At 70.1% G+C, this 20619-nt stretch carries 23 protein-coding genes and 1 pseudogene; 12 read left to right on the forward strand and 12 right to left on the reverse strand.

What is annotated here, in order from left to right; all coding sequences use genetic code 11:
- Positions 1 to 96 precede the first annotated feature (96 nt).
- Complete coding sequence (locus DT073_RS00550) at positions 97 to 660, forward strand: TetR/AcrR family transcriptional regulator (RefSeq protein ID WP_124291631.1); 564 nt, start codon at positions 97 to 99, stop codon at positions 658 to 660.
- 17 nt (positions 661 to 677) lie between these two features.
- Here the strand turns inward: DT073_RS00550 and DT073_RS00555 are convergent, their stop codons facing one another.
- On the reverse strand, positions 678 to 1832 hold the full coding sequence (locus DT073_RS00555) for a GDSL-type esterase/lipase family protein (RefSeq protein WP_124291632.1): 1155 nt from the start codon (positions 1830 to 1832) through the stop codon (positions 678 to 680).
- Positions 1833 to 1850: 18 nt separating this feature from the next.
- The gene (locus DT073_RS00560) at positions 1851 to 2516 is read right to left on the reverse strand and encodes a hypothetical protein (protein WP_124291633.1); all 666 of its coding nucleotides are present in this window, start codon (positions 2514 to 2516) and stop codon (positions 1851 to 1853) included.
- Between the two features lie 264 nt (positions 2517 to 2780).
- Between DT073_RS00560 and DT073_RS00565 the strand changes: the two genes are divergently transcribed.
- Positions 2781 to 4226, forward strand: a complete 1446-nt coding sequence (locus DT073_RS00565) for an HNH endonuclease signature motif containing protein (protein ID WP_124291634.1) — start codon at positions 2781 to 2783, stop codon at positions 4224 to 4226.
- Between the two features lie 15 nt (positions 4227 to 4241).
- On the opposite strand, the gene DT073_RS00570 is transcribed toward DT073_RS00565, so the two are convergent.
- Entirely contained in the window at positions 4242 to 4721 is a 480-nt protein-coding gene (locus tag DT073_RS00570; RefSeq protein WP_124291635.1) for a DUF4442 domain-containing protein, read from the reverse strand.
- Positions 4722 to 4914: 193 nt separating this feature from the next.
- Between DT073_RS00570 and DT073_RS15740 the strand changes: the two genes are divergently transcribed.
- The gene (locus DT073_RS15740) at positions 4915 to 5082 is read left to right on the forward strand and encodes a hypothetical protein (protein WP_164478110.1); all 168 of its coding nucleotides are present in this window, start codon (positions 4915 to 4917) and stop codon (positions 5080 to 5082) included.
- A gap of 283 nt (positions 5083 to 5365) precedes the next feature.
- Here the strand turns inward: DT073_RS15740 and DT073_RS00575 are convergent, their stop codons facing one another.
- The 3 genes from DT073_RS00575 to DT073_RS00585 are packed head-to-tail and all read right to left on the reverse strand — an operon-like array spanning position 5366 to position 6971.
- Complete coding sequence (locus DT073_RS00575; RefSeq protein ID WP_124291636.1) at positions 5366 to 6076, reverse strand: hypothetical protein; 711 nt, start codon at positions 6074 to 6076, stop codon at positions 5366 to 5368.
- Positions 6073 to 6534, reverse strand: coding sequence for a MarR family winged helix-turn-helix transcriptional regulator (locus DT073_RS00580; RefSeq protein WP_124291637.1), 462 nt, complete (start codon positions 6532 to 6534; stop codon positions 6073 to 6075). The genes DT073_RS00575 and DT073_RS00580 overlap by 4 nt, the downstream gene beginning before the upstream one ends.
- Positions 6531 to 6971, reverse strand: coding sequence for an ester cyclase (locus DT073_RS00585; RefSeq protein WP_124291638.1), 441 nt, complete (start codon positions 6969 to 6971; stop codon positions 6531 to 6533). Before DT073_RS00585 ends, DT073_RS00580 begins: the two co-directional genes overlap by 4 nt.
- A 98-nt stretch (positions 6972 to 7069) precedes the next feature.
- Between DT073_RS00585 and DT073_RS00590 the strand changes: the two genes are divergently transcribed.
- Positions 7070 to 7261, forward strand: a complete 192-nt coding sequence (locus DT073_RS00590; protein WP_124291639.1) for a glycine zipper domain-containing protein — start codon at positions 7070 to 7072, stop codon at positions 7259 to 7261.
- A 6-nt stretch (positions 7262 to 7267) separates the two neighbouring features.
- On the opposite strand, the gene DT073_RS00595 is transcribed toward DT073_RS00590, so the two are convergent.
- The gene (locus DT073_RS00595) at positions 7268 to 8098 is read right to left on the reverse strand and encodes a TspO-related membrane protein (RefSeq protein WP_124291640.1); all 831 of its coding nucleotides are present in this window, start codon (positions 8096 to 8098) and stop codon (positions 7268 to 7270) included.
- A 172-nt stretch (positions 8099 to 8270) separates the two neighbouring features.
- Here DT073_RS00595 and DT073_RS00600 point away from each other — a divergent pair, with 172 nt between their 5' ends.
- From DT073_RS00600 to DT073_RS00625, 6 genes are all read left to right on the forward strand, one after another.
- Positions 8271 to 9167: a hypothetical protein gene (locus DT073_RS00600; RefSeq protein WP_124291641.1), complete on the forward strand. Its 897-nt coding sequence runs from the start codon at positions 8271 to 8273 to the stop codon at positions 9165 to 9167.
- 118 nt (positions 9168 to 9285) lie between these two features.
- Positions 9286 to 9951, forward strand: coding sequence for a BON domain-containing protein (locus tag DT073_RS00605; protein WP_124291642.1), 666 nt, complete (start codon positions 9286 to 9288; stop codon positions 9949 to 9951).
- A 13-nt stretch (positions 9952 to 9964) separates the two neighbouring features.
- Positions 9965 to 10393, forward strand: coding sequence for an Hsp20/alpha crystallin family protein (locus tag DT073_RS00610; RefSeq protein WP_124291643.1), 429 nt, complete (start codon positions 9965 to 9967; stop codon positions 10391 to 10393).
- 1 nt (position 10394) lies between these two features.
- Positions 10395 to 11495 carry a baeRF3 domain-containing protein gene (locus DT073_RS00615; protein WP_124291644.1) on the forward strand — a complete coding sequence of 367 codons (1101 nt, stop codon included), beginning with the start codon at positions 10395 to 10397 and terminating at the stop codon, positions 11493 to 11495.
- A gap of 31 nt (positions 11496 to 11526) precedes the next feature.
- Positions 11527 to 12162 carry a phosphoribosyltransferase gene (locus tag DT073_RS00620; protein ID WP_205782969.1) on the forward strand — a complete coding sequence of 212 codons (636 nt, stop codon included), beginning with the start codon at positions 11527 to 11529 and terminating at the stop codon, positions 12160 to 12162.
- A complete protein-coding gene (locus tag DT073_RS00625) occupies positions 12159 to 13460 on the forward strand; it encodes an erythromycin esterase family protein (RefSeq protein ID WP_124291645.1) in 1302 nt (433 codons plus the stop codon). The genes DT073_RS00620 and DT073_RS00625 overlap by 4 nt, the downstream gene beginning before the upstream one ends.
- An 83-nt stretch (positions 13461 to 13543) precedes the next feature.
- Here the strand turns inward: DT073_RS00625 and DT073_RS00630 are convergent, their stop codons facing one another.
- The 3 genes from DT073_RS00630 to DT073_RS00640 are packed head-to-tail and all read right to left on the reverse strand — an operon-like array spanning position 13544 to position 16745.
- Positions 13544 to 14542, reverse strand: coding sequence for an arsenic resistance protein (locus DT073_RS00630; RefSeq protein WP_124291646.1), 999 nt, complete (start codon positions 14540 to 14542; stop codon positions 13544 to 13546).
- Positions 14543 to 14577: 35 nt separating this feature from the next.
- The gene (locus tag DT073_RS00635; protein WP_124291647.1) at positions 14578 to 16038 is read right to left on the reverse strand and encodes a protein adenylyltransferase SelO; all 1461 of its coding nucleotides are present in this window, start codon (positions 16036 to 16038) and stop codon (positions 14578 to 14580) included.
- A 14-nt stretch (positions 16039 to 16052) separates the two neighbouring features.
- Entirely contained in the window at positions 16053 to 16745 is a 693-nt protein-coding gene (locus DT073_RS00640) for a TetR/AcrR family transcriptional regulator (protein WP_124291648.1), read from the reverse strand.
- Between the two features lie 29 nt (positions 16746 to 16774).
- Between DT073_RS00640 and DT073_RS00645 the strand changes: the two are divergent.
- A pseudogene (locus DT073_RS00645) lies at positions 16775 to 18460 on the forward strand (amidase); the annotation flags it as partial.
- Between the two features lie 347 nt (positions 18461 to 18807).
- Positions 18808 to 19860, forward strand: coding sequence for an agmatine deiminase family protein (locus tag DT073_RS00650; protein WP_240638661.1), 1053 nt, complete (start codon positions 18808 to 18810; stop codon positions 19858 to 19860).
- Between the two features lie 7 nt (positions 19861 to 19867).
- Here the strand turns inward: DT073_RS00650 and DT073_RS00655 are convergent, their stop codons facing one another.
- Positions 19868 to 20395: a hypothetical protein gene (locus tag DT073_RS00655; protein WP_124291650.1), complete on the reverse strand. Its 528-nt coding sequence runs from the start codon at positions 20393 to 20395 to the stop codon at positions 19868 to 19870.
- Positions 20396 to 20443: 48 nt separating this feature from the next.
- Positions 20444 to 20611: a DUF8730 family Cys-rich protein gene (locus DT073_RS15745; protein WP_164478111.1), complete on the reverse strand. Its 168-nt coding sequence runs from the start codon at positions 20609 to 20611 to the stop codon at positions 20444 to 20446.
- Between the last annotated feature and the right edge of the window lie 8 nt (positions 20612 to 20619).

The raw sequence follows: 20619 nt of genomic DNA on the forward strand, positions 1-20619 counted from the left end.
GGTCTCATTTCCAGGATGTCGGCGACTCCGCCATACTTAAGCGGAGCATCGTTCCGCAACGATACGGAATAGTGCTCCGTTTTGCAAGGAGGGCTGATGGGCGACGGTGAGACGCGCGGCAGACGACGCGACGCGCGACGCAATGAGGAGGCGATCCTCGAGGCTGCAGCGGCGGTGTTCGTCGAGGCGGGCATCCAGGCACCCGTCCGGGCGGTCGCGGAGCGGGCAGGGGTGGGAATGGGCACGCTGTACCGCCACTTCCCCACTCGTGCCGACCTGGTCGTGGCGCTCTACCAGCACCAGGTGGATGCCGCTGCCGCAGCCGGACCGGCACTGCTGCGCGAGAGCCCGACCCCGGCAGCGGCACTGCACGCCTGGGTGACGCTCTTCGTGGAGTTCCTCGTCACCAAACATGGCCTGGCCGACGCGCTGCAGGGCGACACGGAGCGCTTCGGCGCGCTCCACCAGTCCCTCACCGACCGGCTGGTGCCCGTCTGCGCCGATCTGCTGCACGCCGCCGCGCCGTACGCCCCCATCGAGGCGTACGCCTTCCTGCGGGGAATCGGCAACCTCTGCATCGGTGGCACGGCACCCGGGTACGACCCGGAGCGCCTCGCGCACCTTCTCGTCGACGGCGCATTGGCGTCATCCGGTTCGTGATTCTGGGCGAGTAACCCTCAGACCCCGTGCGGCCGCACCAGCCCGCCGGGGCGGAGGACCCGATCGGCGAAGCGTGCGCCGATGAGAGCGTGCGCCTCGGGGCCGGGGTGGAGATCGTCGGGGAGCGGCAGGTCTTCGGCATCTTCGGGGCCGTAGAGATCACGACCGTCGAGGTAGTGCAGGTGGGGGTCGTCGGCCCGCGCCGCGACCACCTGCTCGAGCGCCTCACGGATGACCTCGAGGGTCAACCGTCCGGCGGCGGTGTCTCCCGGCGTGCCCGTGGCGATGAAGCGGGTCTCGCCCGATGCCGCGGCGACGGGATCAATGCCTCCGGGACCGGGGGTGTTCTCATGGATGCCGCAGAAGATCGGCGACACCAGCAGCAGCGGGGTCTCGGGATGACCGTCTCGAATGGTGTCGAGGAAGCCGTGGACCGCCGGCACGAAGCTGCGGACCCGCATCGCGTCGAGGTTCACCACGTTGATGCCGAGCTTGACGCTGATGAGGTCGGCAGGCGTGTCGCGGATCACGCGCGACAGGAAGGGGTCGACCAGCGCGCTGCCGCCGAAACCGAGGTTCTGCAGCTGCACGCCTGCACGGCGCGCCGCCACGACCGGCCAGATGCCGGTGGGCGTCGCGGCATTGGAGCCGTGACTGATCGAACTGCCGTGGTGGAGCCATACGGGATCCGTCGACGGCGCGGGTCGCACGGGGGCGTCGGTGCGGAGCGAGACGATGTCGACCTGCTCGTTGTGCGGCAGCCACAGCTCGACGGTCCTCTCCCCTTCTCCCGGAAGCGAGACCTCCACCGTGTCAGGCGCTCCAGTGACCAGAGTCGTCGCCCCGGTCTGCATGTCGAGTTCGAGCGCGTCACCGCCCGAGAGGGCGTGGCTCCCGGCCGGCGCGCCATCGATCACGACGTCCACCGCCCCGCGGGGCCGGGCGAAGCCGCGATACGCCACCCGGGTGGTGTGCAGCTCGAGAACCGCGAGGGTCGCCGAGGTCACGAACCGGAGGCGGACCCCTGACGGCTGGGCCTCCATGAGGGTCAGCTGCGGGTCGGCGTCACGCTCACGGACGTGGCGCGGCAGGCGGTGGGGCCGCAGGCCCCGCTCGGTCGGTTCGATCTCGACGGCGCCGAGGACGAGGTCGGGGAGGGTCGCGTCGATCATGGATGAAGTCCTTCGATGTCAGTTGGCGAGCTCGTCGAGCCACGACGAGCGCAGGCGGAGGGCGCGCTCGGTGCTGGCGATGACGACGGCGATGGTGACGATCACGTTCAGAACGGGCGGGAGATGGATCGGAGACGTGAACGTGCCGATACTGTCGGCGATCGCCGGCACCTGCGAGATCGTCTCGATGATCTGCGGCACGGTGATGCACACACCGACGAGCACGACGAGTGTAGCGATGACGCCGATCACGGTGCTCAGAACCGGATGACGGTGATGAAGCCGCGCCCGCAGGCCCTCCGCCGAGCGAGGGTGAGGGGTCAGTTGACGCTCCTCTCCGGCATCCGGAACGAAATGGCAGCGCCGAAGGCCGGAGGCGCGCGCGGCGACCTCGATGTGACCGCCGGGCACGGCGAACCGCGCGGGAAGCCTCGACACCGCCATCTGGCGGCCGTCGCGGTAGAGGCGGGCGCGAACCTCGCCGTCGTCGCGATCACCGAGCTGGCGGACGTCGACGGCGAACGTGGTCGTGGCGCCGTCGACCGTGGCGAGGTCGAGGAGGAACAGCGACCGGCCGAGGGTCTGCCACCAGCGGAACGGCGGCAGGGGGCGCCCGTCACCGGGCTTCGCGCGGCGCTCGGCGAGGCGGGCGCGCAAGGAGGGGGTGTTCTTGTTGGAGGACATGTCAGAGCAGAAGCTGGCTGAGCGGGTGGGCGGAGACGCGGGCGTTCTCGCGGACGACGCGGAGGAACTGCGTGGTGGACATGGTTCCATCGCACCGCATGTCGGCCCGCGGTGGCAGTGTCGTGGCGACATCTTCTGGGGTGACATTCGTCAGGGGTGGGCTTTCGGGATGCGCATAAATGTTCTACAGAAGTGTGCTGAGTGGGAGAGCAATGTCGGAACCCCCTGCGATGATGTGGGCAGGTCATCGAGACGGGGATTCCAGTGGACGCGAACGAGAAGCGGCGGCGGGCGGAGGAGAGGCGCGCCGGGGTGTTCGCGGATGAGCTGGCCAAGCTGCGGCGGCGTCGGGCGGCGCTGGAGGCGAAAGAGACCCGGTTGCTGGCGGACGCGTATGCGTTGACCTTGGAGCAGCGGTCGCGGGTGGGGTCGGTGTCGTCGCGGGAACGCGATATGCCGCTGCGGTCGATGGCGCTGGAACTGGGGATGGCGGTCAGGGTGAATGACCGATCGATGCAGTCGCAGATGCACGACGCTCACGAGCTGATCGAGTTGTTCCCGCAGACGATGGAAGCCCTGGTGGAGGGGCGGGTGACGCGGGCGCATGCGCAGGTGATCCAAGACGCCGGCCGGGTGATCGAGGATGCCACCGACCGGGCGGCGTTCGAACGCATCGTCCTCGTCGAAGCCGAACGTCAGACCGTGCCGAGGACGAAGAAGTACGCCATCCAGCGTGCGGCGGTCCTGGACCCGCGGCCGTTGCAGGAGCGACATGACCGGGCTGTGCGGGAACGACGCGTGTGGGTCACCGACCTCGACGACACCCTGTCGACGTTGACGATCCTCGGCACGAACGTCTACATCCACGGCGCGTACAACCGGCTCACCGGGCAGGGCACCACGATCAAGGACGTCGACCGCGCGAAGCGGCGCGCGCACGCCGCCGCACGGGCCGAAGCTGAAGCGAACGGCGGGAGCGGCGGCACGGGGCCCCGGTCGGGGCCGGGGTCGGGTGCGGGGTTCACGCTCGGCGAGACCGGGACGGACGACAACGGGAACGTCAGCGGAAACACCGCGGAGCCGTGGTTCGACGACCGCTCGCTGGATGAGATCCGCTGCGACCTCGCCCTGGACATGCTCCTCGCCGGGTCCCCGGTGATCGATCCCACCGACGGGGCGAAGGGCGGGCTCGGCGCCATCCGGGCTGAAGTGCAGATCACCCTCCCGATCACCACCCTCACCGGGGTCACCGCGTCGGGGGCGGAGTTGAACGGGGTCACCCCGATCGACCCCGAAACCGCGAGACGGATGGCGGGAACCGCGAGGGTGTGGGACCGGGTGATGACCGACCCGATCACCGGAGTCGTCACCGCCGTGGACCGATACCAACTGCATCCCTCCCAAACCCGGTTCCTCAACGCCAGAGACGTCACCTGCCGAACACCCGGATGCCGCAGACCCGCGAAACTCTGCGACAAAGACCACTCGAAGGACTTCGCGTTAGGCGGACCAACCTCCAACGACAACCTCTGCAACGAATGCGTGAGGCACCACACGCTGAAACACGCCACGAACTGGCACGTCGAACAACTCCCCGGCGGGGTGCTGAAATTCACCAGCCCCGGCGGGAAGAACTACGACAGCCACCCACCCTCACGCGTCGCCTTCGTCCCCACCGACGACGGCGGACTCACCGTCGCCCCCTTCTGACATCAGGCGGTGCGGTCAGGCATCGGCGAGTTGAGACTGGGTGACGCGTCGCTTCTCGCGGATGAAGACCTCTCGACGGCAGCGCGCCACCACGTCTCCGCTCTCGTCGGTGATCGTGGTCTCGAACCACTCGCGAACCTTCGCGCCGCCGGCCGCGCGTGCACGAAGGTCGGCGACCTGGTCGGGCGACACGCGGAAGTGTGCCGTCAGCACCCCACGACCGGGCTTCAGGAACTCGATCTCGCCGCGGGTATCCCACACGACGTAGTCACGCCCCAGCTGATGCATCACCAGCATGAAGAAGTAGGGATCCGTCATCGCCGACATCGATCCCCCGAACGCCGTACCCACGTAGTTCCGCGTGAAGCGATTCACGTGCAGGTGGACGACCGCTTCCGTCCAGTCGTCGGCGAAATGCCGCACTCGAATGCCGCTGAACAGGTTCGGCGGCCAGAGGCTCATGCCCCAGGCCAACCGGCGAGGAGTAGCACGCATCTCACGATTGTCGAAGCGGCCCCCTCCGACGGACAAAACCCTTGTCGACGGGCGCACACCACCCGATCGTCGCCGCACGGGTTCCTCAACATTTCCACAGGACTGGCGCAATGAGCGGCCCACCAGCGCGGAGCGCGCCTATCGTGGGTCGCAACCCGTCCGGAAGCACCACCGAGACTCGAAGGAGAGTCTTATGGTCACCACCCTCCTCTTCATCGCGATCGTCGCCGTCGTCGTCTGGATCGCCCTCTCGATCACCGCAGGCCTGCTCGTGGGCCGCAGCATCTCCGTCGCCGACCAGCACGAGCGACCCGTCGTACCCGCCCGGACGATGTCAGCACGCAGCGCCCCGACGCACTGACCGATACCGAGGCACGGGCCGGCCCCGCGGCATCCGTCTGCGACGAATGCGTGAACAGGCCCGCGCGCCCGAAGACGCTCTCAGGCTTCCCCTCTACGCTGATCGAGGACTCCCCCGGTCTGGCAACGCCCGCACGCACTCCCCCGGCGTGCGGTGACGTGCGAACTCCCCCCGTTTCGCCGCCAGGCTTCGAGAGTCCGGGCCCCCTCGAGCGCCCCTCGCCAGACGTGCGCTCGAGGGGGCCGTTTCCGCGTGCGGGTCTGAGATGCGACGAGGCTGTCGATCACGCCGCGGACGGCGACGCGGCCTCGAGGTGCGGACGCGCGGCATCCATGAAGGCCGTCGGATCGTCGGCCCAGAAGCGGATCTCGTCGACACGCACGACGCCCTGCGGCATCGCCACCTCGACCGGACGCTCGAGCTCGACTGCGAGGTTGGTCTCATCCTGCATCGGCAGATGCACGATCCACGCGTCATCCGTCCGCCCGGGCGTGAACTTCTCGCCCTTGTGCCGGACTTCGCGCCGGCGGGCGACCGAGAGGACATCGTCCCAGGAGAGGGCGATCTCCAGGTCGGTGCTCTGACGGATGCGAAGGCCGTCGGGACCGACGGCGTGCGGACGCGTGAGGTAGCCCGCGAGCATCCCGAGCATGAAGACGACACCCCAGATTCCGAGGATGAGCAGAGGAATGCGCACGAACGGCCACGGATGCACGATGAGATCGACGATCGGGACTTCGAGCGCCGAAAGCACGATGAAGATGGTGAGGATGCCGGTGACCGGTCGGTGATACGAAACGGCCACCGCGCCCGCCGGTACCCGTGGCCGGAAGAAGACGAGCCGAGCAAGACTGACCCACCCCGCCGCCTCCATCTGGGCCGCACGCCGCGCGAGACGCTTCGCCCGATCGGCTCGCGTCTCGGCGGGGAAGGCGGGACCCGGAGCTCCCGGCTCTGTTCCGGCGGCCGACACCGGGGCCGATGCGGATGTCACGGGGCGTCCTTCCGCTCGCGGGCGGCGCCGAGCATGATCTCGTAACGGTCCGCCAGCTTGTTCAGGCCTGCGGCGAGCTCCGACTTCTCCGTCGGCGCGAGTTCGGCGACGAGATCATCGGCCATCTGATCGCGCTGAGCGACCATCTGCCGCATGACATCGCGCCCGAGAACGGTGAGGGTGACCAGCGTCGCGCGCCGATCGGTCGGGTGAGGGGCGCGCTCGACATGCCCGCTCGCCTCCAGCGCATCGACGAGTCCGGTGACGTTGCGGGGGCTGACCTCCAACGCCGTCGCCAGCGCCTGCTGCGTCGACGGCCCCGTCGACTGGAGAACCCAGAGAAGCGCGGCGCGAGACATCGTCAACGTCGTACCCGCGAAGGGCTCGGCCATGTCGCGCTGCACCAGTTCGGCCAAGCGCATCACGCCGTCGAGGATGCGCAGGGCGTCGCTCGTCATGCGTCCTCGCTCGACGGGACAGACTGCGAGGTGAGCTGGCCCAGGAGGGCGGAGACATCGGAGGCGATCCACTCCTCGGCGATGAGTCCGTCGCTCACGCGATAGTGCTCGAGGCTCTGCCACGAGACCGTGCGGCCCGTGGCCGCAATCCCCAGGAAGTCACCCGTGTGGCGAGCGGTGTACGTGATGTTGAAGGCGACGAGGTCACCGTCGGCCAGTTCGTGTCGGACGTCGAGCGTCAGGTCGGAGAAGGACGCATTCATGATCGCGACATTCCCGAGCCAGGCTTCACGACCGACGAGAGTTTCCGGCGCACCGTGGACGGTAATGCGGAAGTCGTCGGCGAGGAGGGGAAGAACCTCATCCGACCGGCCGGCGGCCACGAGGTCGAGCCCTCTGCGCAGGAGGGTGATATTCGGATGTCTCGCCTCGGCCATACCTCCGCCTTTCGTGAATATACTTCACAATGTATCAGCATCACGGTTGCGTCAGCGACTCTGGCCGGTCAGTTCTCGATGTCGTCTAGGCTCGCGGGATGGCAAACGGCAAGAAGCGGCCGAAGAACGGCATCGCGCTGGGCATCGCGCTCGGCCTGCCCTTCGGGGCCGTCATCGGCATGCTGCTGTTCGACAACATCGCGGTCGGGACGGCGCTCGGAATGGTCTTCGGCATCGCGATCGGCGCCGCCATCGACGCCCGATCGACGTCGGACGAAGAAACCGAGTAGCCGGGGTCAGCGACGCGTCGCGCGATCGTGCCGTACGCGGGCGATCACGGTCGCGAGGACGATCAGGACGACGGCGATGATCGCCGCCACACCCGTCGGGGGCGAGTAAGGCTCGTCGGTGAATCGCGCCACGGCGACCCACGCGATCCCCCAGGTGAGCGACAGCGCCGGAGCGATGCGTCCGCCACCCCAGAAGGCCAGCGCGATGCCGACCGCGGCCGCGACGGCGAGGACGAACGACGACCACACCTCGGGCGCGATGCCGAAGCCTTCGAAGCCGATCGCGTAGAAGATCGCCGTGGCATTCGCGGCAGTGGCGATGATGACCCAGCCGAGATAGAGGCCGATCGCACCGTCGGCGACGACGACCTCGACCTTGTTCTTCGGGCGCGTCTGCCGCAGGATCACGAAGATCCGGCACAGCACCACCAGCAGCAGGGCGATCACCGGCAGGCTGAGGAAGAGCAGGTTCAGCTGGACGACGCCGATCCAGACCGCGTTGAGGATGAGGGAGGCGGCGACCCACCAGCCGATCCGCTGCTGCCGCTCATCGAAGCGCTGCGCGGGCAGGGCCTGCCAGATCGCGTAGGCGAGCATGCCGGTGTAGATGACGCTCCAGATGCGGAACGCCCCGGTGCCGGGGGCGATGAGCGTGGAGTCGGAGTTGAGGAACCCGCCGGCGGCCTCTTGGATCGGGGTGCCGAAGAACACCCCCGAGCCGATGAAGGCCGCCACGATCGCGAGGATCGAACTGACGAGGATGATCACCTGACGCGCGATCGCCCGGGTGCGGGTCGTGGCCTCGGTGGTCGTGTGAGACGCGGTCTTGCTGGACATCGTGACTCCTTGCTCGTGGCATCGAACGCTCCGCCAGACACCGGGCGCTCACCAGGTTGTTCTCACGGTAGGCCGGTCGCGGATGCACCGCGAGGAGTTGCTATTCAGGGGTCGGTGTGCGGGTGTAGCGTTCGACGCACGCCACCATGGCCCCCAGAGAGCGAGCCTCACCGTGACCTCCATTTCCGTCATCCGTCGCCCTCGTCGCCTCGGACTCGCCCTTCTCGCCGGTATCGGCTCCGCGCTGTTGGCGCTCGGAGGTTCCTCGGCGGCGCAGGCATCGGGCGCCCCGGAGGTGACGACGGCTGAGAGCTCGATCGCCGTCGGCGACTCCACCGTGGTCACCGCCACGGGGCTCGGCGGACTCGAGCAGGCCTTCTTCGGACTCGGCGACCCGTCGGCCGGCGTCTACACCGAGAGCAACGACAGCATCTACGAGGCCCCCGTTTCGAACGGCGAGGCGACCGCGACCTTCAGTGCGCTGGCCGAGGGCACGAACACCATCTCGGTCGGCGATGGCGAGAACGTGCTCGCGACCGTCGAGATCACCGTCACCGCCGGCGGAGGCGGCGCCACGATCACCGCGAACCCGACGTCGATCGAAACAGGTGAGAGCACGACGGTCACCGCGACCGGGCTCGGCGGAATCGAGCAGGCTTCGTTCGGGCTGGGCGGCACCGGAGGCGGCACCTTCGACGGCGGAGGCACGTCGGCGCAGGTGCCCGTCACCGACGGCGAGGCGACCACCACCTTCACCGCCACCGAGGCGGGCGACCTCGTCATCGCGGTCGGCGACGGCGAGACGCCGCTCGCGTCGGTGGAGGTGACGGTCACGGCCGCACCGACGCCGACACCGACCCCCACCCCCACGACGGCGAGCCCGACACCGACGCCGGAGCCGGCGGGCGACGACTCGGGGCTGCTGATCGGGATCATCATCGCGCTCGTCGTGCTGATCCTCGCGATCGTCATCACCTGGATCGTTCTGTCGCGGCGAAGCAGGAAGGCGGGGGCGGGCTCGGGCACCAGCGGCCCCGGCGGGGACAGCATGCGGATGGACGGCGCGTGATCCGCGGGACTGCGTCATCATCCGCGGGGTTCCGCGGGACTTAGGGCCCTGGAAAGGGGCACCCTTGCGGGCGACGGTAGGCGATGGAAGAACCGGAACCCGCAAGGAAAGGAACCCCATGGCGATCGCAGCCGACCGCGACCTCGATGTGCAGACCCTGGTGAGCGACGAGCTCGCGTGGACTCCGGAGGTGGATGCCGCGGGGATCGGCGTCGCCGTCGAGGACGGAACGGTCACCCTCTCGGGCGAGGTGGACACCTATGCCGAACGCCTCGCCGCCAAGCATGCCGCCCTGCGCGTGCGGGGCGTGCGTGCCGTCATCGACAACCTCAGCGTGCACCCCAAGACGGCGATGTCGGTCACCGAAACCGACATCGCGAGGGAGGTCGAGCGGGCACTGAGGGCCTCGACCAACGTCCCGGACACGGTGAAGGCCGAGATCGACGAGCACCACGTGACCCTCATCGGCGAGGTCGACTGGGACTACCAGCGCCGGGCCGCCGCGCGCGCCGTGCACTACCTGCGCGGCGTGCACACGGTCAGCAACATGATCACCCTCGCGTCACGCCCGACCGCCGCCGACACCGAGGAGCGCATCAAGAACGCGTTCGTGCGCAACGCCCGTCTGGATGCCAGCCACATCCACGCCAGCGTCACCGGCAGCAAGGTCACGCTCACCGGCACGGCGACATCGTGGGCCGAGCGCCGCCACGCCGCACACGTCGCCTGGGCGTCGCCGCACGTCACCGACGTGGACAACCAGATCACCGTCCGCCCGCTCTGAAAGAGACCACATCATGGCACGCAGCATCGTCCGATTCGACCCGTTCTCCGGCCTGGAGACACTGCGCCGAGACCTGTTCGACGACGGGTTCTTCCGCGGCCTGCGCGGAATGAACCTCCCCACCACCGACATCTACACCGAAGACGACAAGGAACTCGTCGTCGAAGCACACCTCCCCCACTTCGAGGAGAAGGACATCTCGGTCGACGTCGACGGCTCGCAGCTGGTCATCCAGGCCGAGCGCCACGAGAAGGAAGAGGACAAGAAGAAGAAGTACGTGATCCGCGAGAGCAGCAGCAGCTTCTACCACAGTATCGCGCTGCCCGAACAGGCCCAGCAGGATGCCATCACCGCCGGGTTCGAGAACGGCCTGCTGAAGGTGAGGGTGCCGCTCGCGCAGGCGTCGAACCCGCGGAAGGTCGCCATCGCCAGCGGGAGCTGACATGGCTCTCGCCGCCCTCGCAAGGGTGCGCCCCCTCATCGATGCACGCGCACCCTGGTGCGTGACGATCTACGGAGAAGCCGCAGCCTGGCTGCACGGCAACCATCTGCCCGAGCCCGCACGCGCCCAGGTTCGCACCGCCGTCCGGATGCTTCTGGACGGCGGTGCCCCGGCGCCCGTCGTCGCGCAGATCCGCGGGCAGCTCGACCAGCTGGCCAAGCCCCGCGCCGACCACGAGGCGCGCAGCCACCGCGTCCACGGGGTGGGCATCTTCGCCACGCCAGAACATGCCGACCTGATCCCGCTGACCACGGCGCCCGCACCCTGGGTGGGGGTCGGCGACCGCTTCGTCATCGGACCACTCGTGGAGGGGATGCTGGCAGCGCAGCCCCGCGCGTTCGTGCTCGCCGCGTCGGAGAACCGGGTGCGCCTGATCGATGCATCCGCCACCCACGCCGAGGAGATCGACGTCCCGGGGCTCCCCGATGACCTTCGGAGCGCGGCACGCCTCGATGTCGGTGGAGACCGCGAGACCCTCGCGCATCTGAGGATCTCGGAAGACCCCGACGAGCGCCTGCGGGCGTATGCGCGCGAGATCCACCACGCTGTCGAGGAGGTGCGACGCCCCGCACGCGCAGTGCTGATCCTCGCCGCGGCCGAGCCGCTGCTGAGCATCCTCGCCGCCACCGCGCCGGAGCCGAAGCTCGTCGTCGGTCGGCTGACCGGCAATCACGACGATGACGGGCCCGAGCAGCTGGCCGACCTCGCCGACCCGCACATCCGCGCACACCGCGACCGCTGGCGCGGCGCGCGGGACGAGCGCATGGCCGAGTCACCGCCCGACCGCCGTCTTCGCGATCTCGACGCGATCGAGAAGGCCGCCGTCGAAGGTCGGATCGACACCCTCTTCATCGACACCGACTGGCGCGCGCCGGCCGCGGACGGTGAGAGCGGGGCCGGCGGAGCACGTCGGCCCGACCGCGGCGACGAACTCATCCGCAGCGCACTGGCGCACGACGCGACCGTCATCCCCGAGCATGTGCGCACCACCGGCGATGCCGGGGCGGTCGCGGCCCTGCTGCGCTACACGGTGGTCTCCTGACCTCCGGGAGACGAGGGGCACGGAGACGATCATGTTCGACGACCGGATCGACGCGGGGCGGCGCCTGGGGGCCCATCTGCGCCGATTGGGTGTGACGGCGAGTGTCGTGGCGGGGCTTCCCCGCGGCGGAGTGCCCGTGGCGGCCGAGGTGGCGACCATCCTCGGAGCACCGCTCGACGTGATCATCGTCCGCAAACTCGGCTATCCCCGCCACCCCGAGGTCGCGATGGGAGCGATCGGCGAGGAGGGCGTGCGCCTGGTCGACACCGACCTCGTCCGCCACCTCGGTGTCACCCGCGCCGAGATCGACGCGGTCGAAGCGCGCGAGCGCGATGTGCTGACCCGCCGTGCCGCGGCGCTGCGCGGTGATCGACCGCCGCGGAACCTCGCCGGCGCGAGCATCCTCATCGTCGACGACGGCATCGCGACGGGCGCCACGGCCTCGGCCGCGTGCCTGGTCGCCCGCGAGCGCGGCGCCGCCGAGGTGATCGTGGCCGCACCGGTCGGGGGCAGCGACGCCGTCCGCCGCGTGCGCGGCGCCGACCGGGTGATCTGCCTCGAGCAGCCCGCCGGCTTCCAGGCGGTGGGCGAGTACTACCGCGACTTCGGCCAGACCACCGACGCCGAAGTGGTGGCTCTGCTGGAGAGCACGAAGGAACACCCATGAGCGCTCGGATGGATGATCTGTTCGCTGACGCGCACGACCTGGCGCGACCGCTCGCGGGCGGCGATGCGGCATTCGATGCGCTCGTCGACGCCGCGCGCGGGCGCCGGTTCATCGCGATCGGCGAGGCCTCGCACGGCACGCACGAGTTCTACGCCTGGCGGGCCCGGCTCACCCGGCGCCTCGTCGAAGAGGGCGGCGTCACCTGGATCGGCGTCGAGGGCGACTGGCCCGACTGCTGGCGCATCGACCGCTGGGTGCGGGGCATCGCCGACACCGACCTCGACGCCCGCGGTGTGCTCGCCGGCTTCGACCGGTGGCCGACCTGGATGTGGGCGAACAGCGACGTCGCCGATTTCCTCGACGCCCTCCGCGACCACAACGCCCGCCTGCCCGCCGCCGAGAGGACGGGGTTCTACGGCCTCGATGTGTACTCGCTGTGGGATTCGCTGGCGCGCATCATGGCCTGGCTCCGCGAGCGGCAGCCCGACGCCCTGCCGCTGGCGGCGAGGGCGTGGCAATGCTTCGCGCCGTTCGACGAAGACCCGCACCGCTACGCCTGGAACACCCGGCTCGTGCCCGCCTCGTGCGAGACCGACGTCGTCGAGCTGCTGACCGAGGTGCGCCAGCGCGTCGCCGCAGACGGCGACGACGCCTTCGACGCCCTCCAGAACGCCACGGTCGCCGTGGAGGCCGAGAAGTACTATCGCGCGATGGTGCGCACCGATCGCGGCTCATGGAACATCCGCGACAGGCACATGACCGACACCGCCGACCGCATCGCCGCCCATCTCGGACCCACCGGCACCGGGGTGCTGTGGGCCCACAACACCCACGTCGGCGACGCCCGGGCGACGGACATGGCGAGCGCCGGGCTGCTGAACCTCGGTCAGCTGCTGCGAGAGCGCCACGGCGCTCGAGACGTGCTGCTGGTGGGAATGGCCGCGCACCGCGGCGAGGTCACCGCTGCCCGCGCCTGGGGCGATGCGGAGGAACGGATGCCGGTGCCCTCCGCGCGCGCCGACAGCCACGAGGGCATCCTCCACCGCGCGATCGGCGAGCCCGCCGTGCTCGCCTTCGGCGCCGACCGGTCACGGCCCTGGCTCACGCACCTCGCCGGGCACCGGGCGATCGGCGTCGTGTACGACCCCGCACGCGAGGTCGGCAACTACGTGCCCACGATCATGGGCGCCCGCTACGACGCCCTGCTGTGGGGCGAAGACACCGCTGCGCTCCGGCCCCTGCACCACGAGACCGTTCCCCACGAGGCGGAGTACGAGACCGAGCCCACCGGCTTCTGACCCCATGGTGGGGACTCTGGTCGATGACGGGAGAGGACGGGGAAGGCGGGACCGCGCCGAAGCCGAGCGCCGCGAGCCTGCACTCACCGCCCTCGCTGAGCTCGATGGATTGACGCCCGACCCGCCACGGGGGTGAGGGCCGGCACGACGCGGAGGAAGACGACCAATCCGACCAGCTCGACGAGCGTCTGAGTGACCACGGCCAGCGGAGTGAGCGCAAAGGACGCGGGCAGGGCAAGGGCGAGGGGCAGCACAACGAGCGAGTTGCGCGTGGCGCCGCTGAAGATGAGGGCCCGGGTTTCGGCAACCGGCAGCCGCGCGAGCCGCGCCGCACCCAGACCGGCGAAGAGCATGATCACGAGGAATGCGGCGTAGATCGGCATGAGGCGCACGAGCGCGGCGGCCGCGGCACCGACATCCGCGATCTGCGACCCGACCACCACCGCGAGCGTCGACATCATCAGCGGCACCATCGCCGCCGCGAAGAACCGCTCGATCCGACGGCCGACCCGGTGCCGGCGAGCCAGAGCCTGCACGATCGCGGCCGCCGCGAGGGGGACTGCGATGAGCCAAAGGAAGGCCTCGGCGAAAGGAGCGGGTGCGACGTCGGCGGCCACCGCTCCGCCGGCGAAAAGCCACAGGTAGACGGGGAGCAGCACGATCTGCACCAGCATGAGCAGCGGCGTCGCGGCGAGGAGGCGCGTGCGAGCGCCGCCGGCGAGTCCGGTGAAGACGATGACGTAGTCGACGCACGGGGTGAGCAGCACCAGCAGCACGCCGACGAGGAGGGCGCGGTCGTCGGCGACGAACCGGGAGAGGCCGAAGGCGACGAGCGGCACGATCACGAAGTTGACGGCGAGCACCGTGCCGAGGAACCGGATGTCGCGGAACGCCCGCCCCACCTCGATCAGCGGAACCCCGAGGAAGGTGGCGAACAGCAGCAGGGCGAGCACCGGCGTCGTCGCAAGCGACAGCGCGGGGCCGGCCGCGGGAAGCGCGAGCCCGACGACGACGCCGAGCGCGATGGCGGCGACGTACAGCCAGACCTGGTGGCGATCCCACCATGCGGCTGCCGACGTCACGGGCTCAGCCTAGGGACCTCGGTTGCCGCCGGAATTCACGTGCCGCAGAAGGTGACATAGGGGCCGAAGGCCTCGGGCGCCGGGTGCTCGTACCGGGTGAGCCCGGGACGGGCGGCGAAGGGATCGCGGATGACGCCGACCAGCTCGTTCAGGGGGGCCAGGTCACCGTCACCGGATGCGGCGGCGAGCGCCTCCTCCACCAGGTGATTCCGTGGGATGTAGAGCGGATTGACCCGGTCCATCAGGTCGGGGTCGGGTGCGAGAGCCAGCCAGCGCCCGACCCACAGGTCGAAGGGCGCCGGATCGGCGAAGAGGGCGCGCGCGGGCTCACGATCCCCCCGCGCCGCCGACGCGAGACGGCGGAAGAACGAGGTGTAGTCGACCCGCGCCATCGCCAGCATGTCGAACATGTCGTTCACCAGCGCGGCCGTCTGCTCATCGTCGGGCGTGCCGCCGAGCTTGGCGTGCATCCCCCCGGCCCAGGCGGCGTTGTAGGTCTCGCGGTAGGCGGCGAGCGACTGCTGGGCGGTCGCGACGGCAGCATCCGTGTCCGCCGCCAGCAGCGGCAGGAGGGCCTCGGCGAAGCGCGCGAGGTTCCACTCGCCGATCGCGGGCTGCGCGCCATACGCATAGCGGCCCTGCTGATCGATGGAGCTGAAGACGGCGCCGACGTCGAAGGTGTCGAGAAAGGCGCAGGGGCCGTAATCGATGGTCTCGCCCGAGACGGTCATGTTGTCGGTGTTCATGACGCCGTGGACGAATCCGACGAGCATCCACTGAGCGATGAGACGGGCCTGTGCGTCGATGACCGCGTCGAGAAGCGCGAGGGCCCGGTTCTCGGCGCCCTCGGCGTGGGGATAGTGGCGCGCGATCGCGTGGTCGACGAGGCGCTCGAGGAGCGGCACGTCGCCCATCGCCCGCGCGAGCACGAATGTGCCGACCCGCAGGTGGCTCGACGCGACCCGGGCCAGCACCGCGCCCGGCAGATCGCTCTCGCGCCGCACCGTGCGACCGGTCGCGACGACGGCGAGCGCGCGCGTCGTGGGGATGCCGAGCGCGTGCATCGCCTCGCTGATGATGTACTCGCGGAGCATCGGACCGACCGCGGCGAGGCCGTCGCCTCCGCGTGAGAAGGGCGTCGGACCCGAGCCCTTGAGATGGATGTCGCGGAGTGCGCCGTCTGGCCCCTCGACTTCGCCGAGCAGCAGGGCCCGGCCGTCACCGAGCCGGGGGTTGAACGCCCCGAACTGGTGTCCGGCGTAGGCCTGCGCGACGGGTCGGGCGCCGCCCGGCACGGCGGTGCCGGTGAGGAAGTTGACGCCCTCCGACGTGCGGAGGTGCGCGGGGTCGAGCCCGAGGTCGGCGGCGAGCGCGTCGCCCAAGACGAGCAGCCGCGGCGCCGGCGGCTCGACCGCCTGCCAGTCGACAGCGAGCTCGGGCAGCTCATCGGCGAAGCGATGCGAGAGGGTGATCTCTGCGGCGGCCGTCGGGGTCATGAGGTGAGGGTACGTCACCCTCCTGGGGAAGGGCGGGCCGAGGCGATGAGCATCGTCAGGCCCATCTCGAAGGCTCGCGTGGCGATCGGATCATCTGGGTCCTCGTCACGCAGGGTCGCGAAGGCTGCCGCGAAGGTGGGGAACTGCTCCTCCTGGCCCCGCGGATCGAAGACGACCGTCGGGCCCGACATGTCGAGCACGCTGCCGAGGATGAACGACTCGAACGCGGTGAGGAGGGGCAGGATGTCGCGATCGGGCCATCCCACCCCACGCGCCGCCACCGCGAAATCCTCGTACCCGGCCAGCAGCACCGGTGCGGATGCCGGATGGGTCATCAGCAGCGGCACCGCGCGCGGGTGATCTGCGAACGCCCGCCGGTAGGAGCGCGCCCACTCGCGCAACCCGTCCTCCCACTCCAGGGTGCGCAGCGGCGACGAGTCGATCCGGGCCGACACCAGGGACCGCACATCCTCGATCATCGCCGCGAGGTTCGGCACGTGGTTGTAAAGAGAGGTGGGGTTCACCGCGAGCTTCGTCGCCACCCGGCGGATGCTCGCCCCCTCGGCCCCGTGCCGATCCACGAGGGCGAGCGCCGTCTTCGCGATGAGTTCACGGCTCAGCAGGGGGCGGGGCGGTCGGGCGATGACGGACTCCTCGAGGTCGGTGCCGAGCCTACGCGGCAGGTGTCGGAAGAAGTGGTGGCGCAAAGAAAAACATACGGTGTATGTTTACGCCCATGGTCGCCCCTCCGTCCACCCCTCTGGCCACCGTGGTCGAAGCCGACATCGCCGAGCTCGCAGCCGCACTCGGCGAGGGCCGGGTCACGAGTGTCGAGCTCGTCGCCCGCTATCTCAACCGCATCGCGTTCTACGACCGCGCGGGCATCGCCCTGAACTCGGTGATCGTGCTGAATCCGTCCGCCTTCGCCGAAGCGCGCGCTGCCGATGAACGCCGCGCCCGCGGTGAGACGCGCGGGGTGCTCGACGGCATCCCGTTCACGGCGAAGGACAGCTACTGCGTCACGGGCCTTCCCGTGGCATCCGGATCCCCCGCCTTCGAGAACCTCATCGCCCAGCGCGACGCGTTCGCCGTCGCCCGGTTGCGTGAGGCCGGCGCGGTGTTCCTCGGCCTGACCAACATGCCGCCGATGGCGGCCGGCGGCATGCAGCGAGGGCTCTACGGTCGGGCGGAGTCGCCCTACAACGCCGCGTACCTCACCTCGGCGTTCGGTTCAGGGTCGTCGAACGGGTCGGGCACGGCGACCGCTGCGAGCTTCGCCGCCTTCGGTCTGGGCGAGGAGACCTGGTCGTCGGGGCGCGCCCCGGCATCCCACAACGCCCTGTGCGCCTACACCCCGTCGCGCGGAATGATCTCCGTGCGCGGCAACTGGCCCCTCGTCCCCACGATGGACGTCGTCGTCCCCCACACCCGCAGCATGGGCGACCTCGCCCACGTGCTCGACGCCGTCGTCGTCGACGACCCCGAGACCGACGGCGACCTCTGGCGGAGCCAGCCGTGGATCGCCCTCCCCGCGCCGTCGGAGGTGCGCCCGGACTCGTTCGCCGCCCTCGCACCGGCCGACCTCGCGGGGCTGCGGTTCGCCGTCCCGCGCATCTACGTCGGCGCCGACGACGACAGCGCCTACCCGATCGACCTGCGCCCGTCGGTGATGGAGCTGTGGCGCGCGCTGCGCGCCGACCTCGAAGCCGCCGGGGCGGAGGTGGTCGAGGTCGACTTCCCCGCGGTCAACAACTACGAAAAACTCCACGCCGGCGATGAGGACTTCGTCGACCGCGGGTTCGTTCCCCGCGAGTTCCTCACCGATGAGGTCGGCGACCTGGCCGTCTGGGGCTTCGACACCTTCCTGCGCCTGAACGGCGACCCGACACTGAACCGACTCGCCGATGTCGACGGCGACCGCATCTTCCCCCTTCCCACCGGCGCCCTCCCCGACCGCTACGGCATCTACCCGTTCGACATCGCGTACGACATCGCCGAGTACGTCGGCGCCGCGCGTGCCGGAGTGCGCGCGCCCACCGACATCCCGAGTGTGGAGCAGGGGATGCGAGGACTCGAGCACACCCGCAGAGTCGACGTCGACGACTGGCTCGTCGCCGAGGGGTTCGACGCCGTCATCTTCCCCACGCACTCCGATGTCGGGCCGGCTGACGCCGACGTGAACGAGGCCTCGGCCGACATCGCATGGCGAAACGGGGTGTGGGTCTCCCACGGCAACCTCGTTCCCCGGCACCTCGGCATCCCGACCGTGACCGTGCCGATGGGAACGATGGATGACACGGGCATGCCCGTCGGCGTGACGATCGCCGGCGCCGCCTACGCCGATGAGCGCCTCGTGCAGCTCGGCGCCGCGATCGAGGCCCTCGGGCGTCGGCGCACCCTGCCCCCGCGCACTCCGGCGTTGCCCGACGAGGCACTGTTCGACGCCCCGCGCCCCGCCGCGGCCGGACCCCTCGAGGTGCGGATCGACGAGGTGCGGATCGACCCGGATCACGACCACACCACCGTCACCTTCACCGCGACCGTCGAGGGCGGACCGATCGACGAGGTCGTCGCCTTCGTCGACGGTGTCCGCGCGACTCTCACCGTGAGCGGTTCGCGCGTCGACGGCCGCCATCACCTCGCCGCCCACGCGCACACGACGCCGTTCAGTGAGTGGCTGCCGCCGTTCGGACCGCTCGTCGTCGTCGTCGCACGCGGCTTCACCGGCGCTGCGGCGGGGGCCGTGGCAACCACGGAAGGATCTCCGCTATGACCGACAGCTCCACGCCGCCCCTCGGGTGGCGCATGCCCGCCGAGACCGCGCGGCACGAGCGGACGTGGATGGCGTTCCCCCGCGAGGGCTTCACCCTCGGCGACAGCGACGCCGAGCGCGAGGAGGGCTACGCCGCGTGGGCAGCGGTCGCCCACGCCATCACCGACTTCGAACCGGTCACGATGGTGGTCGACCCCACCGAGATCACCCGCGCGCGGCGGATGCTCAGCGCGGAGATCGAGATCGTCGAAGCCCCCATCGACGAGTTCTGGATGCGCGATGTCGGCCCCACCTTCGTCGTCGACGATGCGCGACCCGGCACGCTCGCCGCGGTGGACTGGGGGTTCAACGGTTGGGGCGCACCCGACTGGGCGGAGTGGCAGAAGTCCGCCCTCATCGGCCGATTCATCGGCGACCTCCTCGGCGTCGAGGTGATCAGCTCACTGCTGGTCAACGAGGGCGGCGGCCTGCATGTCGACGGGACGGGCACCGTCCTGCTGACCGAGACGGTGCAGCTCGACCCGCGTCGCAACCCCTTCGCCGACAAAGCCCGCGTGGAGGCCGAGGTGGCCCGCACGATCGGCGCGACCGACGCGATCTGGCTCTCGCGCGGACTCACCCGCGACTACGACGACCTGGGCACCAACGGTCACGTCGACATCGTCGCGACCTTCGCCGCGGAGGGCCACGTGCTGCTCCACGAGCAGCATAACCCCGACCACCCCGACTACGAGGTGTCACGCCAGATCCGCACCGAGCTCGAGGAGGCGTTCGCCGCCCGCGGTCGGGACGTCACGATCACGGGGCTGCCGGCACCGGCGACACTCCGCGACGACACCGGCGTCGTCGACTGGAGCTACGTCAACCACCTCGTCGTCAACGGCGGGGTGATCGCCTGCGGCTTCGGGGAGGAGCTCGCCGACACCCGCGCGCGTGAGATCCTGGCTGACGCCTACCCCGGTCGTCGCGTGGTGACCGTCGACGCGCGCCCGCTGTTCGACCGCGGGGGCGGCATCCACTGCATCACCCAGCAGCAGCCCGCCGTCTGAGCCGCGGTCAGGGCGTGAGGGGCGTGATCGTGAGGTCGACGCTCGCGAACGGGAAGGGGAACAGGAAGAAGTACCCGCTCGCCGGATCCCAGTCCCTGACCGGCAGCAGCGCGAACCAGACCTGCGCGATGACGACCGACAGCCCCGCGACGATCATGATCGCGAGGGCCGCGCGGCGGAGCATCCGTGTCGCCGACTCGAGATCGTCCGCCACCCGGATGACGCGACCGAGCGTCACCAGGACGATCGCCGCGATGGCAGCGAAGACGAAGGGGCCGGGCCCCATCTGCAGCGACAAGCACTGCGGCACGATGTCGGTCGGCTGTCCGTTGCCGTCGATGAAGCCCCCCTCTGCGCCGAATCCGCCGAGGCAGGAGGCGCTCGACGCCCGCGTGAAGCCCGGGTAAATCACGCACGCCACGAGCGTGACGACGAGCAGACGCCGGATCTGGACCACGAGCTCGCGGCCGGCAAGCCCCGGAGCCGGGGCGCGCGGCGCGGCGGCGTCGGGCTGGGGAGGCGAGAACGTGGGCATCGCCGCCACGCTACCTGAGCTGCGGAGCGCGGGAAAGGCCTCTCCGAGTCAGGCGGCGCCGCCGAAGAGGCGCGCGAGCATGCCGGCGCGGGGCGCCGACTCGTGACCGGGGCAGCGCTGACCGGCGGGAACGGCGGTCATAACCTGGTCGGCGTGCTGGCCGCATCCATCCCAGGTGGTCTTGCCGCAGGTGGCGCAGGGGACGGGGTAGCACATGGGAAGTC

It is taken from the genome of Microbacterium sp. ABRD28, assembly GCF_003850245.1.
Classification (GTDB): Bacteria; Actinomycetota; Actinomycetes; order Actinomycetales; family Microbacteriaceae; genus Microbacterium.

Coding starts and splice junctions, on each gene's coding strand:
- DT073_RS00550 (WP_124291631.1), top strand. CDS start 97: ATGGGCGACGGTGAGACGCGCGGCAGACGACGCGACGCGCGACGCAAT.
- DT073_RS00555 (WP_124291632.1), bottom strand. CDS start 1,832: ATGATCGACGCGACCCTCCCCGACCTCGTCCTCGGCGCCGTCGAGATC.
- DT073_RS00560 (WP_124291633.1), bottom strand. CDS start 2,516: ATGTCCTCCAACAAGAACACCCCCTCCTTGCGCGCCCGCCTCGCCGAG.
- DT073_RS00570 (WP_124291635.1), bottom strand. CDS start 4,721: ATGCGTGCTACTCCTCGCCGGTTGGCCTGGGGCATGAGCCTCTGGCCG.
- DT073_RS15740 (WP_164478110.1), top strand. CDS start 4,915: ATGGTCACCACCCTCCTCTTCATCGCGATCGTCGCCGTCGTCGTCTGG.
- DT073_RS00580 (WP_124291637.1), bottom strand. CDS start 6,534: ATGACGAGCGACGCCCTGCGCATCCTCGACGGCGTGATGCGCTTGGCC.
- DT073_RS00585 (WP_124291638.1), bottom strand. CDS start 6,971: ATGGCCGAGGCGAGACATCCGAATATCACCCTCCTGCGCAGAGGGCTC.
- DT073_RS00590 (WP_124291639.1), top strand. CDS start 7,070: ATGGCAAACGGCAAGAAGCGGCCGAAGAACGGCATCGCGCTGGGCATC.
- DT073_RS00595 (WP_124291640.1), bottom strand. CDS start 8,098: ATGTCCAGCAAGACCGCGTCTCACACGACCACCGAGGCCACGACCCGC.
- DT073_RS00605 (WP_124291642.1), top strand. CDS start 9,286: ATGGCGATCGCAGCCGACCGCGACCTCGATGTGCAGACCCTGGTGAGC.
- DT073_RS00610 (WP_124291643.1), top strand. CDS start 9,965: ATGGCACGCAGCATCGTCCGATTCGACCCGTTCTCCGGCCTGGAGACA.
- DT073_RS00615 (WP_124291644.1), top strand. CDS start 10,395: ATGGCTCTCGCCGCCCTCGCAAGGGTGCGCCCCCTCATCGATGCACGC.
- DT073_RS00620 (WP_205782969.1), top strand. CDS start 11,527: ATGTTCGACGACCGGATCGACGCGGGGCGGCGCCTGGGGGCCCATCTG.
- DT073_RS00625 (WP_124291645.1), top strand. CDS start 12,159: ATGAGCGCTCGGATGGATGATCTGTTCGCTGACGCGCACGACCTGGCG.
- DT073_RS00635 (WP_124291647.1), bottom strand. CDS start 16,038: ATGACCCCGACGGCCGCCGCAGAGATCACCCTCTCGCATCGCTTCGCC.
- DT073_RS00650 (WP_240638661.1), top strand. CDS start 18,808: ATGACCGACAGCTCCACGCCGCCCCTCGGGTGGCGCATGCCCGCCGAG.
- DT073_RS00655 (WP_124291650.1), bottom strand. CDS start 20,395: ATGCCCACGTTCTCGCCTCCCCAGCCCGACGCCGCCGCGCCGCGCGCC.
- DT073_RS15745 (WP_164478111.1), bottom strand. CDS start 20,611: ATGTGCTACCCCGTCCCCTGCGCCACCTGCGGCAAGACCACCTGGGAT.